At 48.9% G+C, this 14932-nt stretch carries 16 protein-coding genes; 7 read left to right on the forward strand and 9 right to left on the reverse strand.

Annotation, left to right across the window (positions count from 1 at the left end):
- Nucleotides 1–8 precede the first annotated feature (8 nt).
- Together HWI92_RS24150 and HWI92_RS24155 are read right to left on the reverse strand one after the other, a co-directional pair.
- Nucleotides 9–716, reverse strand: coding sequence for a DsbA family oxidoreductase (locus HWI92_RS24150; protein ID WP_204659971.1), 708 nt, complete (start codon nucleotides 714–716; stop codon nucleotides 9–11).
- Nucleotides 717–765: 49 nt separating this feature from the next.
- Nucleotides 766–1398: an NAD(P)H-dependent oxidoreductase gene (locus HWI92_RS24155; protein WP_204659972.1), complete on the reverse strand. Its 633-nt coding sequence runs from the start codon at nucleotides 1396–1398 to the stop codon at nucleotides 766–768.
- Between the two features lie 92 nt (nucleotides 1399–1490).
- On the opposite strand from HWI92_RS24155, the gene HWI92_RS24160 reads away from it, so the two are divergent.
- Nucleotides 1491–1862 (forward strand): winged helix-turn-helix transcriptional regulator, encoded by a 372-nt coding sequence (locus HWI92_RS24160; protein WP_204659973.1) that lies wholly within the window; start codon nucleotides 1491–1493, stop codon nucleotides 1860–1862.
- A 23-nt stretch (nucleotides 1863–1885) separates the two neighbouring features.
- Here HWI92_RS24160 and HWI92_RS24165 read toward each other — a convergent pair whose 3' ends face one another.
- From HWI92_RS24165 to fbaA, 5 genes are all read right to left on the reverse strand, one after another.
- Nucleotides 1886–2263: a hypothetical protein gene (locus tag HWI92_RS24165; RefSeq protein WP_204659974.1), complete on the reverse strand. Its 378-nt coding sequence runs from the start codon at nucleotides 2261–2263 to the stop codon at nucleotides 1886–1888.
- A 278-nt stretch (nucleotides 2264–2541) separates the two neighbouring features.
- The gene (locus HWI92_RS24170; protein WP_204659975.1) at nucleotides 2542–2898 is read right to left on the reverse strand and encodes a helix-turn-helix domain-containing protein; all 357 of its coding nucleotides are present in this window, start codon (nucleotides 2896–2898) and stop codon (nucleotides 2542–2544) included.
- A 2-nt stretch (nucleotides 2899–2900) separates the two neighbouring features.
- Nucleotides 2901–3200, reverse strand: a complete 300-nt coding sequence (locus tag HWI92_RS24175) for a type II toxin-antitoxin system HigB family toxin (RefSeq protein ID WP_204659976.1) — start codon at nucleotides 3198–3200, stop codon at nucleotides 2901–2903.
- 320 nt (nucleotides 3201–3520) lie between these two features.
- Complete coding sequence (locus HWI92_RS24180) at nucleotides 3521–4213, reverse strand: hypothetical protein (RefSeq protein ID WP_204659977.1); 693 nt, start codon at nucleotides 4211–4213, stop codon at nucleotides 3521–3523.
- 99 nt (nucleotides 4214–4312) lie between these two features.
- Complete coding sequence (gene fbaA / locus HWI92_RS24185; protein WP_204659978.1) at nucleotides 4313–5392, reverse strand: class II fructose-bisphosphate aldolase; 1080 nt, start codon at nucleotides 5390–5392, stop codon at nucleotides 4313–4315.
- Nucleotides 5393–5603: 211 nt separating this feature from the next.
- On the opposite strand from fbaA, the gene HWI92_RS24190 reads away from it, so the two are divergent.
- From HWI92_RS24190 to HWI92_RS24215, 6 genes are all read left to right on the forward strand, one after another.
- On the forward strand, nucleotides 5604–5816 hold the full coding sequence (locus HWI92_RS24190) for a hypothetical protein (RefSeq protein WP_204659979.1): 213 nt from the start codon (nucleotides 5604–5606) through the stop codon (nucleotides 5814–5816).
- The gene (locus HWI92_RS24195) at nucleotides 5813–7000 is read left to right on the forward strand and encodes a hemolysin family protein (RefSeq protein WP_204659980.1); all 1188 of its coding nucleotides are present in this window, start codon (nucleotides 5813–5815) and stop codon (nucleotides 6998–7000) included. The genes HWI92_RS24190 and HWI92_RS24195 overlap by 4 nt, the downstream gene beginning before the upstream one ends.
- A 116-nt stretch (nucleotides 7001–7116) precedes the next feature.
- Nucleotides 7117–7737 carry an ABC transporter ATP-binding protein gene (locus tag HWI92_RS24200; protein WP_204659981.1) on the forward strand — a complete coding sequence of 207 codons (621 nt, stop codon included), beginning with the start codon at nucleotides 7117–7119 and terminating at the stop codon, nucleotides 7735–7737.
- A gap of 39 nt (nucleotides 7738–7776) precedes the next feature.
- Nucleotides 7777–11211, forward strand: a complete 3435-nt coding sequence (locus tag HWI92_RS24205) for a DUF7948 domain-containing protein (protein ID WP_229248579.1) — start codon at nucleotides 7777–7779, stop codon at nucleotides 11209–11211.
- Nucleotides 11212–11298: 87 nt separating this feature from the next.
- Complete coding sequence (locus tag HWI92_RS24210; RefSeq protein ID WP_204659983.1) at nucleotides 11299–11748, forward strand: DUF4920 domain-containing protein; 450 nt, start codon at nucleotides 11299–11301, stop codon at nucleotides 11746–11748.
- A 66-nt stretch (nucleotides 11749–11814) separates the two neighbouring features.
- The gene (locus HWI92_RS24215) at nucleotides 11815–13602 is read left to right on the forward strand and encodes an SGNH/GDSL hydrolase family protein (RefSeq protein ID WP_204659984.1); all 1788 of its coding nucleotides are present in this window, start codon (nucleotides 11815–11817) and stop codon (nucleotides 13600–13602) included.
- On the opposite strand, the gene HWI92_RS24220 is transcribed toward HWI92_RS24215, so the two are convergent.
- The gene (locus HWI92_RS24220) at nucleotides 13603–14496 is read right to left on the reverse strand and encodes a 1,4-dihydroxy-2-naphthoate polyprenyltransferase (protein ID WP_204659985.1); all 894 of its coding nucleotides are present in this window, start codon (nucleotides 14494–14496) and stop codon (nucleotides 13603–13605) included. It lies immediately after the preceding gene.
- A 23-nt stretch (nucleotides 14497–14519) separates the two neighbouring features.
- Nucleotides 14520–14894 carry a DUF5618 family protein gene (locus HWI92_RS24225; protein ID WP_204659986.1) on the reverse strand — a complete coding sequence of 125 codons (375 nt, stop codon included), beginning with the start codon at nucleotides 14892–14894 and terminating at the stop codon, nucleotides 14520–14522.
- Between the last annotated feature and the right edge of the window lie 38 nt (nucleotides 14895–14932).

The raw sequence follows: 14932 nt of genomic DNA on the forward strand, positions 1-14932 counted from the left end.
TCAGCTCGTTAGTTACAAATGCCGTCGGGCGTGCAGGCAGCACCCTCAGCCAGGCTCTGTAGGGGTTGCGGGTTTTCTTTTTCCCACTCACCAAATGATTTTTCAAGTGCCGCAAAGAATGTCTCGGATGACTGAGCGCCGGACACGGCGTATTTCCGGTCGAGGACAAAAAACGGTACACCGCGCGCACCTACCTGCTGTGCCTCATACACATCCTGCCGCACCGCAGCACCGAACTCATTGCCGGACAGCACAGATTTCAGCTCCACTTCGTCCAGCCCGATGGCAGTTCCGAGTGCAACCAGCACATCATGGTCGGCCGTGTTTTTTCCATCCGTGAAGTATGCTCTGAAAAGCTGCTCCTCGGCTTCATCACCCTTGCCTTTTGTTTTGGCAAACTGTACAAACCGGTGTGCATCAAAAGAGTTGGCTACCACGGCCTGATCCATGTTGTATTCCAGGCCTACTTCCGCTGCCAGGTTAGTCACGTGGTCATTGACCTGCCGTGCATAATCCGGAGCCCAGCCTTTTACTTCTGCCAGGTAATCATTAATGCTTTTGCCCGGCTCGGTTTTCATGTCCGGGTTCAGCTGAAAGCTTTTCCACTCCACATCTACGCGCTCGCGACCAGGGAAGGTTGCCAGTGCGTTTTCAAACTTCCGCTTGCCGATATAGCAAAACGGGCACATTACGTCACTCCATATTTCGACTTTCATCTTATTCTTTTGTTTGGGTAAACAGTCGGGTCGCCGATTTTGTTTACAACTAAACTGTAATAAAAAGTTCTTCGTGCGGCCTGCGTACCTTTTTGGCCGATGCCAGCGGGTCTTTTTCTTCGTCCCGGTAGCCCAGCGCCACCATCACCACACTTTTCAAACCTTTTTCCTTCAGGTTCAGGACCTCATCCAGCAAAGCTGCATCAAAACCCTCCATAGGCGTAGCGTCCACCTGTTCGGTAGCAGCGGCAATCAGGCCATAGCCAAGCGCAATGTACGCCTGCCGGGCCGACCAGTTAAATAGTTCTTCCTGCGACCGGCTCAGAAGGCTCTCTTTGATCTTGTTTTGAAACAATGCCAGCGATTCCACCGGAATGCCGCGGGTTGAGGCAATCAGATTGATATAATGGTCAATATTATCAGCAGTAACCGTTTCCCAAGCCGCAAATACCAGCACGTGAGATGCCTCTAGAATCTGTGGCTGGCTGTTGGCTGCCTGGTGCATCTTTTCCCTGGTCTCCCGGTCTTCAATAACCAGTATATTGAATGGTTGAAGGCCCACCGAGGTTGGCGCCAGGTTGATTGCTTCCAGGATCGTACCCAGTTTTGCTGCGGGTACTATATTTCCATTCATCCGTTTTGCTGCATATCTCCAGTGCAGTCTTGAAATTAAGTCGCTCATATTGAGAGAAATTTTTATTTTTGCACAAACTTAAATAAATTGACTATACAATAGTAAGTACTATACAAAAGGATAGTTAAATTGGTTTGGATATGGTCACAAAAAGCACAGAGTCGGTTCGGGTCCATACAGTAGGTGAGTGTACCAAAAGCATGTTGCCTGTGCGCGATGCGCTGGAAGTGCTCAGCGGCAAATGGAAATTGCCGATTATCATTTCACTGATGTTCGGCAACAAGCGTTTTTCCCAGATCGCGAAGGAAGTGCCTGGCATTACGGACAAGATGTTGTCCAAAGAGCTGCGCGAGCTCGAATCGAATGACCTCGTGAAGCGGACGGTTTACGACTCCATTCCCGTAATAGTAGAGTACAACCTGACGGAATATGGGCATTCGCTGAAAAGTGTGATTGAAGTGCTGCGCAACTGGGGCGTGGCGCACCGGCAGCGGATTATGAAGAAAGAGTAGTCTGAACCTGAATGCCTGTTGAATTATTCATTTCTGATCTGGCCGGAATAAATCCCAAACCGGGCTGGCTGCGGTCCCTGGTATTGCCAGTTTGTAAAATATCCTGAGTTCAGCGTGACGGAATCAGTCGAGCTCAGGTATGCTGTTATAATGAACCCACCTTCGGGCACACCCAGGTCGCGCCTGATATTCACATTAATTTCTTTCGTTTCCCCGGCGGGTAGGTCAGTGAGGGTCCATGTTTTTCTCCCATTTGCCCCGTCAATCCGAACTTTGGGGATGATGGAGCTCGTCTTATTTACGACAGAAAGCTGAAAATCATACTTCTGCTTATCAAACTGATCATCACAGGAAGTCACTCCCGCCAAAGCTGAAAGCAGTATCCATTTATACAATTTCATTCACGCTGGTTATGTGGGGGTGGTGCAATTTTTTAATAAGCATTCACTTTCAGGAATTTGAATGTACCCCGAGCTCATTCCGGAGCATAGCTCTGGTCAAAAGCAAAATCTGGGTATCACATATTAGTTTCAGATCTGCCAGCCTGCATGAAGAAATGATTTGCCGGGTAGTTGAATGATCGGCCGGTAGGTTTTGTAGAACTGATTTGATCAGCAAAAAGCAAACTTCATCAGGTTGCTTTTTGCTGATCAAATCAGTCAGGATTCATCCCGGCTTTTCAGGCCAAAAGCACATCAGCAGGGATGCCGAGGTCTTTGTGTAAAAATTTCATAAAACGCACACTCATCTGCTTTTTGCCATTGATTATATCAGAAATGGATCCTTTACTCATGCCAAAACGTGCTGCCAGTGCACTCTGCGTCAAACCTTGCTCTTCCATTTCTACTTTCAACGCCTCGATGGGTGACAATTGTCTGATCGGATAGTGCTTGCGTTCATAATCAGAAATCAGCAATGCAAGTATCTCAAGCGTATCGCCATCCGGCGTGTCTTTCTTTGCGTCTAGCAGGTGCTCCATTTGTGTGAGCGCACTTTCATAGTCCTGCTCTGATTTAATTGGTTTAATCATTTCCATAGTTAATATTCGATAGTTCGGGCATCAACCTTATCGTATTCTTTGTGTGTGCCAATAAACTTAATAAAGCATATCTGATACTCGTAGTTGAATGCAGCAATCAATCTGTATTTATTATGGCAGATATTAAATACAATTCGCTCATTTCCGACGTAGTCTGCTCCCTTAAAATTCTGTATAACATGGTTAGGCGATTGATAATCCTGTCTCGCGATTTTACCGTACCAGTGTAAGAGGTTGATTTCTGAGTCGGGGTAATTTGTCCAAAACACTTTGAGGGTTTTCAGAGAAAATATTCTCATAATCCAAAATTAGCCATTTGAGTTCGCAACCAGCGAACATGTTTGAAGATAATTTGGATAATATAGCAGGCGACCAATTACAACTTTGTAGCAGTTGCAAGTTCCTTGATCCTACGGTAGCATGAAATGATTATTCGTGTAAATACAAAAAAAGCAACCTTCACCAGGTTGCTTTTTCTTATCAAATCAATCAGAATTCATCCCGGCTGATTCAGGCAATTCAGATCTTCGAATGCTCTATTCAAAGGTGCCATCATGCTTTCTTCCCTTTTCAAAAAGCCAATCACATGTCGCAGCCGACTAGCGAGAAGGAGTGAATGTCAGGGAGCACCAATTCCTTTGAAGAAAATACCGCTGTACACACTGTTACCTTCCTGGAAGTCAGGAATGGCACTTACTGTATTGGAGATATCGAGTGTAGGGAAACGATTTTTAATTTGGTCATAATCAATCCGGAACCTGTCGCTGGCAATGAGCGTGGTTTGTTTTTTAGGGATCGGGCTCCAATTTTTTACTTCCTTGACATTGACAAAATAATCTCCGAAGTAATTGACTTTACCAGCAACGATCGTAAATGGAAGTGAGAAGTTCGCAATTGTAAAAGAGGTCACATTGCCACTTTCTATTTTCCACCCGAAGATCTTGTAATCGCCTTCGGGCAGGTCCAGGGTATTGTAATGTACATTCGTGATCCCGTCCCTGAAATGTTGCTGGTTCTTTTTCCTCCGTAACCAGATTTCAGTTTTGCGGTAGGTCTGCAGATGCACGATCTGCAGTTTATACTGACCATAAACAGGGGTATTGGAAGAAGACGAAAACAGCAATGTGCCCATTTCGAGCTGATCCGTCATATTTTCGTCTGCTTCCGGCTCAGCCACTTCTTCGGTAACTTCCTCATCCGTAATTTCCGGGAAGTCTTCCTCCTGCGCCAGACAAACGTTCGTAAAAGCAAAGAATAGCAGCGCAACAAAGATCCCCGAGCATGTGGATCTCAGGTGTAAAAGCAATTTCATGAGGAGAGTAGTAAAATGAGCCGCAAAGCTAATATTCCGCCTGTAACAAAAAAAGCAACCCTCATCAGGTTGCTTTTTGCTTATCAGGTCAGGTAGGAATTATCCCAGCTGGTTGATGCAGTTCAGATCTTCGAATGCTGCTTTCAGACGTGCCATCATGCTTTCTTCACCTTTACGAAGCCATACACGTGGATCGTAGTATTTCTTGTTTGGTGAATCAGGACCTTCGGGGTTGCCGAGCTGTGTTTGCAGATAGCCTTCTTTTTCTTTGTAGTATTTCAGGATACCTTCCCAGGTCGACCATTGCATATCGGTATCAATGTTCATCTTGATCGCACCGTATTCGATTGCCTCACGGATTTCCTCACGCGAAGAGCCTGAGCCGCCATGGAACACGAAGTTCACGGGCAGGTCGCCTGTTCCGAATTTTTCCTTGATATAGTTTTGCGAGTTGTTAAGGATCTTAGGCTGCAATTTCACGTTCCCTGGCTTATACACGCCGTGTACATTTCCGAAGGCTGCGGCAATTGTGAAGTTGGGAGAGATTTTGGAAAGTTCTTCGTAAGCGTAAGCTACTTCCTCAGGCTGGGTATATAGCTTGGAGCTATCCACATCGCTGTTATCCACACCATCTTCTTCTCCGCCGGTTACACCCAGCTCAATTTCCAGCGTCATGCCTATTTTGGCCATGCGCTCAAAATATTTAGAGCATACTTCAATGTTTTCCTCGATCGGTTCTTCCGAAAGGTCCAGCATGTGGGAGCTGTACAATGGTTTGCCATGCTGGTCATAGTAGCGCTCACCTGCTTCCAGAAGGCCGTCGATCCACGGAAGGAGCTTCTTGGCACAATGGTCGGTATGCAGAATGACAGGCACTCCGTAAAGCGCAGCCATTTGATGCACGTGCATTGCTCCCGAAATACCACCGGCAATTGCAGCCTGCTGATTGGCATTGGAGAGGCTTTTACCTGCATAAAAAATAGCACCGCCATTTGAAAACTGGACGATGACAGGACTGTTCACGGTTTTGGCAGTTTCGAGTACTGCGTTTACCGAGTTAGTACCCACCACGTTGACTGCCGGGAGTGCGTAGTTATTTTCGTTGGCATGACGGAAAATTTCGCTCACTCCGTCTCCGGTAATCACACCGGCCGCGAAGCGTTTTGTGGTCTCGCTCATAGTAAAGAAGAGTATTTATTCAAGATTTTATAAAACCATTCAGGTGCACAAGCCTGCCTGTCCGGCAACTGGCGCAAGTTAGGTATTTTAGCCAAAACGGGTCAAATAACTAGGCCATATTAGCGGCATTGCGGAAGATTTATCCATTAATCGCCGTTTTAAAGCAATCTGTGTATCTTTGGACCAGTACAAAAGCTGACCCGAAATCAACATGATGAATTCCAAACTTTCCCGAACCATACTGCTCGCACTTACGCTGGGCTTCTTTGTGGTGTGGGTGCTTGAATTCCGTCGCGCAGGTCTTTTTGAAAGTTACTGGCTGTTGCTGCTCAGCATTGTATGCCTGCTTTTTTTTCAGTTCAACCGGCTAAAAGCTTCACAGGCCAGCAAAGAAAATACGCCGGATAAACCGCATCGCAAATGAGTCCCGCACCCCTGCTGACCGCCCTGATATTTTTTGTGCTGGCAGGCTACTATGGCGCTGTGCGGTCGGCCCTGCTTGAAATCTCCTTCGACCGTTTTTCGTGGCGGCAGGAAAACAATGAGCATGTGGTGCAAACGCTTTACTGGCGCCGTATCCTGCGTATGATCCGCCTGCTGGTGGTAGCGCTGGGTTGCTTTTTTGCCGTGGCGACGGTCTGGCCCATGTTTTCCACGGATTCATCGGGTAAGGAACAAGGTCTTATTTTCCTGCTTTTTGTCGTACTGATTTCTGCGTGGATGGCCTCTTACACAGGCTGGGTCAAAATTGGCAGGTTTTTCCCGAAAGTGCTGGACCTTACTGCCTTCCCGGTGCGCTTTGCGGAATGGTTTATGACACCCCTGTACTGGCTGGTAGAGCCATTTGTAAAAGAAAATATCCTGTCTGCTTCCCTGCGGGATGATATTGTTTCTGCCGATGATCCCGACTTCGACGATCACAGCATTGAGGAGCGTATGTTTATCAATGCACTTGACTTTAAAGACCTGCGGATCAGGGATTGTATGATCCCGCGTACCGAAATTTCGGCGGTGAATGTGCACGACAGCATTGAAGATCTCCGGTCCATATTCCTGTCCAGCGGGCATTCCAAAATCATCGTGATCCGCGATTCGGTAGATGATGTACTGGGATATTGCCATGCTTTGTCTTTGTTTAAAAAACCGAAAGAAATCAGCAACATCATCACACCTATACTGATTGTACCCGAGGCTATGCAGGCCAGCGACCTGATGCTCCGGTTTCTGGAAGAGCGCCGCAGCCTGGCACTGGTGGTGGATGAGTTTGGCGGTACAGCGGGACTGGTGAGTGTGGAAGATGTAGTGGAGAAGATTTTCGGTGAAATCCAGGATGAGTACGACTCCACCGAGGACTGGACTGAGCGGCAGCAGGAAGACGGCAGCTATATCCTCAGCGCACGCCACGAGGTCGACTACCTGAACGAAAAATATGGCTGGGAGCTACCCGAGGGCGACTATGATACCCTCGCCGGCATGCTGATCGACTACCATGGTGACCTGCCGGAAGTAAATGAAACCGTCCTGATTCCACCTTACTCATTCCAGGTAGTCTCCATGCAAGACACCCGCATCGAACTCGTCAAACTATCCATCGAAAAACCAGAGTAAGAAAAAGGTATCTATAAAATGAAAATCAAGTCACCAAAAAACTCACTAACCCACTAACTCACTAACTTGCCCCACCATTCAATCATTCAGTCATTCAATCATTCAGTCATTCCCCCGTGCACATCTCCGTTCAAAACCTTGGCAAGAAATTCATCAAAGAATGGATCGTGCGTCATGCGAGTTTTGAGCTGGAAACCGGAAAAGCCTACACGTTTACCGGCCCCAATGGCAGCGGAAAATCTACCTTATTGCAGCTGCTTACCGGCATGGTACCTGTAACCGAAGGTTCCATCACTTACTTCCGGGAGCCGGGCAATGCCATTGATTCGGATCACTGGTACAAGCACCTGGTCATCGCGGCGCCGTACCTGGAACTCATAGAGGAATTTACATTGCGTGAGCTGGTCGAGTTTCATGTTCGTTTTAAACCATTCAAAAACGCGATGTCTCCTGCTGATTTCGAGGATTTTATCTGGCTGTCGCATGCGGGCGGCAAGATTATCCGCCATTTTTCATCGGGTATGAAGCAGCGGGTGAAGTTAGGTCTGGCATTCATGTCCGATGTTCCGGTCGTTTTTCTTGACGAACCTACCACCAACCTCGATGCGGAAGGCACCCGCTGGTACCTCGACCATGTGACACAAAACACTGCCGGTCAGCTATTGTTACTGGGTTCCAATGTGCCCCAGGAATATGAATTTTGTAAAAATATCATTTCCGTTTCTGCGTTCAAGTAGAAAGAATTAAAGCTGGCTATGGGGAGAAGTTTACAGTCAATGCTGCTATTGATTATTGTACTGCTATGGTTCCCCGGCAAGCTGCTGGCCACCGGGATGTTTTTTATTCAAAATCAGGGGCAGTGGGAGCGCGAAGTTCTCTTCCGGACCGAAATACCCGGCGGCTTCCTGTTTCTGAAACAAAAATCCATTGTTTATGTCATGTACGATGCTGCTGCAGTAGCAGCGCGGCATGCCGGAAAGTCGCACACGGAGGCACTTGCACGCCATGCAGATCCTCCCGAGACCATCGGGGCGCATGGTGTGGAGATGTTTTTTGAAAATGCCGCGGCGAATGCTGCCGTGGTGCCTTCCAAAGCATTGCCGACCAGTTACAGCTACTTCATGGGATCGGACGAAAGTAAATGGGCGCGGAATGCCGGCGCTTACCAGGAAGTACGCTACAAGGGGATTTATCCCGGCATCGACCTTCGCGTTTATACGCATCAGTTTACCCTCAAATACGAATTTATTGTGAGTCCCGGCGCTGATCCTGCCCGAATCAGCCTTGCCTACCAGGGGGCGGAGCAGCTTTCACTGAATGAAAACGGGCAAATAGTTGTCAAAACCTCGGTAGGGCAGTTCAGAGAGGCTGAGCCTTTTACATTTCAGGAAGTAAATGGGGGCAAAAAGCCTGTTTCGTCGAAATTTGCCCTTGCTGGCAGCAATACCGTGCGGTTTGCATTGGAAAGTTACGATCATACATGTGAGCTCACCATTGATCCCGAGCTGATTTTTTCCACCTACTCGGGCTCAACTGCGGACAACTGGGGCCACACGGCTACTTACGATGCGGCAGGTAACCTTTACTCGGGCGGAACTGTCTTCGGGCTGGGTTTTCCGGCAACCCAGGGAGCTTTCCAGGTCAGGTTCGGAGGGTTGGTGGATGTTGCCATTCTCAAATTTTCTCCCGATGGCAGCCAGCTGCTTTACGCCACTTACCTGGGCGGGCAGGATACAGATTTGCCTACCAGCCTGATCGTCAACTCAAAAAACGAGCTGCTCATACTCGGTACCACGGGCTCCGACAATTTTCCGGTGAGATCCGATGCATTTCAAAAAACCTTCGGGAAGGGTGTGCGTACAAGGCCTATCTCCGGCCTTGATCTGACAAATGGAAGTGATATTTTTATTTCAAAACTAAGTGCGGACGGCAGGCAGCTGGCTGCCTCCACTTACCTGGGTGGTGATATGAATGATGGCGTCAGCCAGACTTCCTTTTTTACCATACATAATTATGGTGATCCTTTCCGCGGTGAAATCGTGGTGGATGCAGCTGATAATGTGCTGATCGCATCGAGTACCAATTCGGGTAATTTTCCATTGAAAAATCCCGGCCAAACCAGACTGGGAGGTTATCAGGACGGGATCGTTTCCAAGCTTGATCCCGCACTGAGTACGCTGCTGTGGAGTACCTACATTGGTGCTGAAAAGGAAGAAACCGCATTTGGACTGAAAGTACTTCCGAATGGGGATGTGTATGTAACCGGCTCTACCACCAGCATTGCACTTCCGGGAACAAAGGGTGCTTATCAGCCGGCACTCAAAGGGTCGGAGGATGCTTACATTGCAAAGTTCAGCGGCGATAAGCTTGTGAAAACGACATACCTGGGTACTGATTCGCAGGATGCAGGCTACCTCCTGGATCTTGATCCTGCCGGAAACGTGTGTATTTACGGTCTTACAAATGGAAGCTATCCGGTGAGCGAAGGCGTGTACAGCAATGCAAAAAGCGGCCAGTTTGTGCATGCGCTGGATGCCAGCCTGACCACTTCGGTTTTTTCTACCATCATAGGGTCGGGTCGCGGTACGCCGGATATTTCGCCCACGGCATTTCTGGTGAGCGAATGCGGTAACATCTACCTCGCAGGATGGGGCGGGAGTGTCAACAGTCAGACAAACAATAATCCGCTCAGCAGTACCAGCAACCTGCCTGTTACGGAAGATGCCATGCAGAAGGTCACAAACGGAAATAACTTTTACATTGCCATCCTCGAACAGGGTGCCAGGTCATTGTTGTATGCAACGTTTTTTGGAAGTAGCAGCCGCAACAACGAGGTCGAGGGCGACCATGTGGACGGAGGTACGAGCCGGTTTGACAAAAACGGAACGATTTACCATGCAACCTGTGCATGCGGGGGAAGCAACTTTCCCGTCACACCGCAGGCGTGGTCCAAAACCAATAAAAGCGAAAACTGCAACAATGCCGCATTCAAGATTGACATTGACCGGCTCCGTGCCGATTTCGATGTATATGCAGGTGAAACCAAAGATGTAACTACCGGCTGTGCCCCGCTCGCGCTTTCATTTGCAAACACCAGCGAAGGAGGAATAGACTATATCTGGCAGGTTAATGGAAACACGATTTCTCGGGAAGAAGATGGTCCTGAGTACGTTTTCAATCAGCCGGGCGAGTACATTATAAAGCTTACTGCCTATAATCAACTGAGCTGCAAACGCATGGATGTCGCAGAAAAGAAAGTTACCGTAGTGACGCTGAATACCACGGTTATGCCCGACACGACCGTTTGTGAAAATACGACATTGCAGCTGCGGGCAGGCGGCGGAACGAGTTATCAATGGACGCCTGCACAGGGGTTGAGCAATGCAGCTTCTGCCTCTCCGAGTGTTACAGTGCAACAAACGACAGATTTCTCCGTCGTGATCAGCAATGCGGCCGGCTGCAAGGTTACCCGTACTGTAAAGGTTGTGGTCAACAAAAAGACCGACTTTGCCGGTATGCCCGACACGGAGGTTTGTGTGGGTGCCACCGTAACCCTTACCGTAGCGGGTGATGCGGGCCAGTACGTGTGGCAGGCTGCCGATGGTCTGGAACAAACTACCGGCAACTCGGTAACCGTAAAGCCTGAAAAAACGACTGTCTACACTGTGCAGGGCATTTATGCGGATGGTTGCAAGCCTGTGCGGCAGATCCGCGTGACGGTAGACCGGTCCTATCAGCCCGAACTCAGCATTATTCAGTCGGGTGGCGCATGCAATGAGGCTTTTTTGTATACCATGAGTGATCCCGCCGGCAAAGGCGTGCGGTATGTATGGGACCTTGGAAACGGGGTGGGGCAGGTTGGGCAGACGGTCACAAATTATCAGTATGGGACCGAAGGCGAATATACCGTGACTGTTACAGCTTATAATGCAGCGGGTTGTGCGCTTACGGCGTCCAAAATGATCCGGGCTGCACCCGCATTTACATTAAGCAATGTCATCACACCCAATGGTGACGGCAAAAATGACTTTTTTGTCGTACCCGTCCCGGGATCAAACTTTGAAGTTTTCAATCGCTGGGGCAAGTCGGTTTTCAAGGCTGCGGATTACCGGAATGACTGGGGGAAAGGGATTGGTAACGGGACTTATTTTTATGTAGTCGATACGCCGCAGGGTACGCATTGCAAAGGCTGGGTAGAAGTACTGGAATAGGGTGGTATTGTAAAATTGTTTTTAAAAAAGTAAGTTTAGCATAACCTCTGCAAAGCAGATCTTGTCACATTATAAACACAACAACCCATGAAAAAACTCATATGCCTGGTCCTGCTGCTGGTTGCGGCTGGCACAGTTTACGCGCAGAATACCGTGAAAGCAGGTAAGGATATTACCGAGTCCAATGCAATTCCCGCTACTCAGCTGGCCGGTAAGATGGGTGACAAGGAGCAGATGCATACCAAAGTCAGCGGCACGGTAGAGTCGGTATGTCAGATGAAAGGCTGCTGGATGAAGGTGAATACCGAAAATGGCGGTACCATGCGGGTGATGTTCAAGGACTATGCATTTTTTGTGCCCAAGGATATTACGGGCAAAACGGTGGTGTTTGAAGGCGAGGCCCGGAAAAAGCTGGTATCCGTGGCCGACCTGCAGCACTATGCCAAAGATGCCGGAAAAAGCAAGGAGGAAATTGCGGGGATAACCAAACCAGAGGAGGAGTTGACATTTATCGCGGAAGGTGTAATTGTAAAATAGCGCATCAATCCAGTAAGAATTAACCGCCCGGACACTTTTGTAGCAATACAGCAGTGTCCTTTTTTTATGATCAAAAAACAATACAGCTTCATTTTCGCAGCATTGCTGCTGCTTGTCAACCCGTTATTTGCGCAGCAGTCAGCCTATACCTGGTGGAACCCACAGTCTGCCACATTCCCCGTCATGGAAGGGCGCAGCTGGCACGGCAAGGAGCTGAAAAATACCTACGACCGGCTGCCGGCCTCGGCGAAAACAAAGGTGCGGCAGGACGTATGGAACCTGGCACAACATTCGGCGGGGCTGATGGTCCGCTTCCGGGCAAGTACTTCCGAGATCAAGGTACGCTATGTGGTAGAGGGCGACCATGCATTGCCGCACATGCCGGCGACGGGCGTGAGCGGCGTGGACCTGTATGCGATATCCAGCGACGGTGACTGGCGCTGGTGTGCAGGGCAGCATAGTTTCGGGGATACCATCAGCTATACATTCAGCAATCTTGAATCAAACGACAACTACCATAAGCTTGGACGTGAATACCGCTTGTATCTCCCGTTGTACAATAAGGTAGTCTGGCTGGAAATCGGCACTCCGGCAGGAGTGACCCTGACGCCCCTGCCGGTGAGACCTGACAAGCCGATTGTGGTGTATGGTACTTCGATAGCACAGGGTGCCTGCCCGTCGCGGCCGGGTATGGCGTGGACAGCCATATTGGGCCGGAAGATGGACCATCCGCTGATCAATCTCGGTTTTTCGGGAAATGGAAAACTGGAAAAAGAAGTGGTAGCCTATGTAAACCAGATCGATGCCAAGGTCTTTGTCCTGGATTGTCTGCCCAATCTCACCATCCGGCCTGAGCCGGATATTGACTATGATACCGAAGAAATCACGCGGCGCATTCTGGCCACTGTACAAACGCTCCGGCAGTCGCATCCTCAAACCCCCATCGTACTTGCCGAACATGCCGGCTATACTGACGAAGCAATAAATCCTCAAAGCAAACACTATTATACCGAGGCCAATGAAACCCTGCGTGCCGCCTTCGGGAAGTTAAAAGAAAAAGGCATTACTAATATTTACCTGATCTCGAAAGCGGATTTTGGTCAGGATATTGAGACTACGGTGGATGGTACGCACCCCAATGACCTGGGAATGATGCGGTATGCGGAAGGTTATGAGAAAAATCTGCGGACGATCCTGCATGAGGCAAAAGGGGATGTTTCAACCATGCAGCCGCTAACCCAGTTGCGGGAATTGAACCGGTACGACTGGGAGGCCCGGCATCTGGCTATTATGGAACAAAACAAAAAGCAGCCGCCCGCCACTGTGGTGATCGGGAACTCCATCACGCATTTCTGGGGCGGGTTACCCAAGGGTCCCGTAGCGCAAAATGATAAAGCCTGGACCGATACGTTTGGCAAAAGTACCGTGAATATGGGCTATGGATGGGATCGTATTGAAAACGTACTTTGGCGGGTGTACCACGGCGAGCTGGATGGTTTTCATGCCCGGCAGGTTTTTGTAAATATTGGTACCAATAACCTTCACCTTAATACGGATGCCGAGATTGTACAGGGCTGGACACTGCTCATTGATGCATTGAAAATCAGGCAGCCGCAGGCAGAAATCATCATGTCGGGCATTTACCCGCGCCGCGATCAGGAGGGTAGAGTCGCAGCACTCAATGAAAAGCTTGTGCAGCTTACCGGAGCGCTGAATGTCGGATTTATAAATCCCGGGAAGGTTTTTCTGCTGGAAAACGGAAAGATTGACGAAGCCCTTTTTACCGATGGACTACACCCGAATGCAAAAGGTTACACGTTGCTGGGCAATGCGATCAAGCTCCGGGTAAAATGATTACAGTACCGTACCGAGTCCGAAAAGAATAACAAACAGCAGCGTGGAAAGCGCCATTTGTTTCAGGTAGGGATCAAGCTCACTGGCCTGCCGCAGGCGCGACACAGCCAGTCCGTTTTTGATGAACAAAGGAAAGCTCAGCAGAAAAAGGAGGCTGCTGTAACCGGAAAAATGCTGAATGGTATATAGCAGCACGCAAAGCATGCCGACGGTCAGGATGATCCAGTGATAAATAATGGCATTTTCTCGCCCGAGCCGCACCGGAATGGAGTTTTTGCCAGTCGCCTTGTCAGATTCAATATCACGTATATTGTTGATATTCAGCACTCCGACGGCAAATAAGCCACAGCTTGTGGCCGGAAGCAGGAAGTGCCAGTTCCAGACCAGCGTATGGAGGTAACTGCTGCCAATCACACCTACCCATCCAAAAAAGATCAGAACGGACAAGTCACCCAGGCCCATATACCCATAGGGTTTTTTGCCGGCGGTGTAGGTGATGGCTGCGAAAATGCATGCCAGTCCCAGCCCGAGAAAGATCCAGAATGTATTGGCCGGAGCACCTCTCAATGCCATCATCAGCAGGAGTACGCCTGATATCAGCGATAGTACGGAAAACAAAATAATGGCCCGCAGCATATCTGCGGATTTGATTTGGCCGGAATGTACCGCCCGCTGTGGTCCCTGCCTGAGCTCGGTATCTTTTCCGTTGACGGCATCGCCGTAATCATTGGCAAAGTTGGAAAGGATTTGCAGGAGAGTAGTGGTGAGTACACTCAGAATAGCTACCGTCCAGCTGAAAGTGCCGGTTGAAGCAGCCAGAAAACAACCCATTAAAATGCAGGAAAGTGAAAGGGGCAATGTTCGCGGCCGTGCCGCCTCAATCCAGGGGTTCATTTGTAATTATTATCGGGGTAAAATCAGGCCGCTGTTTTCTGCTCAGCCCAGTCGATTATTCTTTCTGCAACGTCCAGGCCTTCTTTTGAGACCGCAGCACTTAGAATTCCGTCATAGCTCATCGAGAGGTGGAGAATATCATAAGCAACCAGAAAGTTTGACAGGATTTTCCGGTCTGTACCAGCAAGTTCCTCCTTGTACCAATCGACGCTTTTTCTGCCTTTTTTCTTTTGACCAAAAGCACAGTCCAATGCCAGCAGAACGCCTGTATATGCGGTATGCCCGGCCATTTTTACGTATTTACGGTCTTTGTAGAAGCCATCTTCCTTAATGGCTTTTTCGCGCAGGATTTCCTTTGCATTGGAGAGGTAGCGACGGGCTTCATGAATGTCTTTCATAGTTGCGTATAGTTTTGTTGTATATGGAAAGCTGCCGG

It is taken from the genome of Dyadobacter sandarakinus (genome assembly GCF_016894445.1).
GTDB classification, from domain to species: Bacteria; Bacteroidota; Bacteroidia; order Cytophagales; family Spirosomataceae; genus Dyadobacter; species Dyadobacter sandarakinus.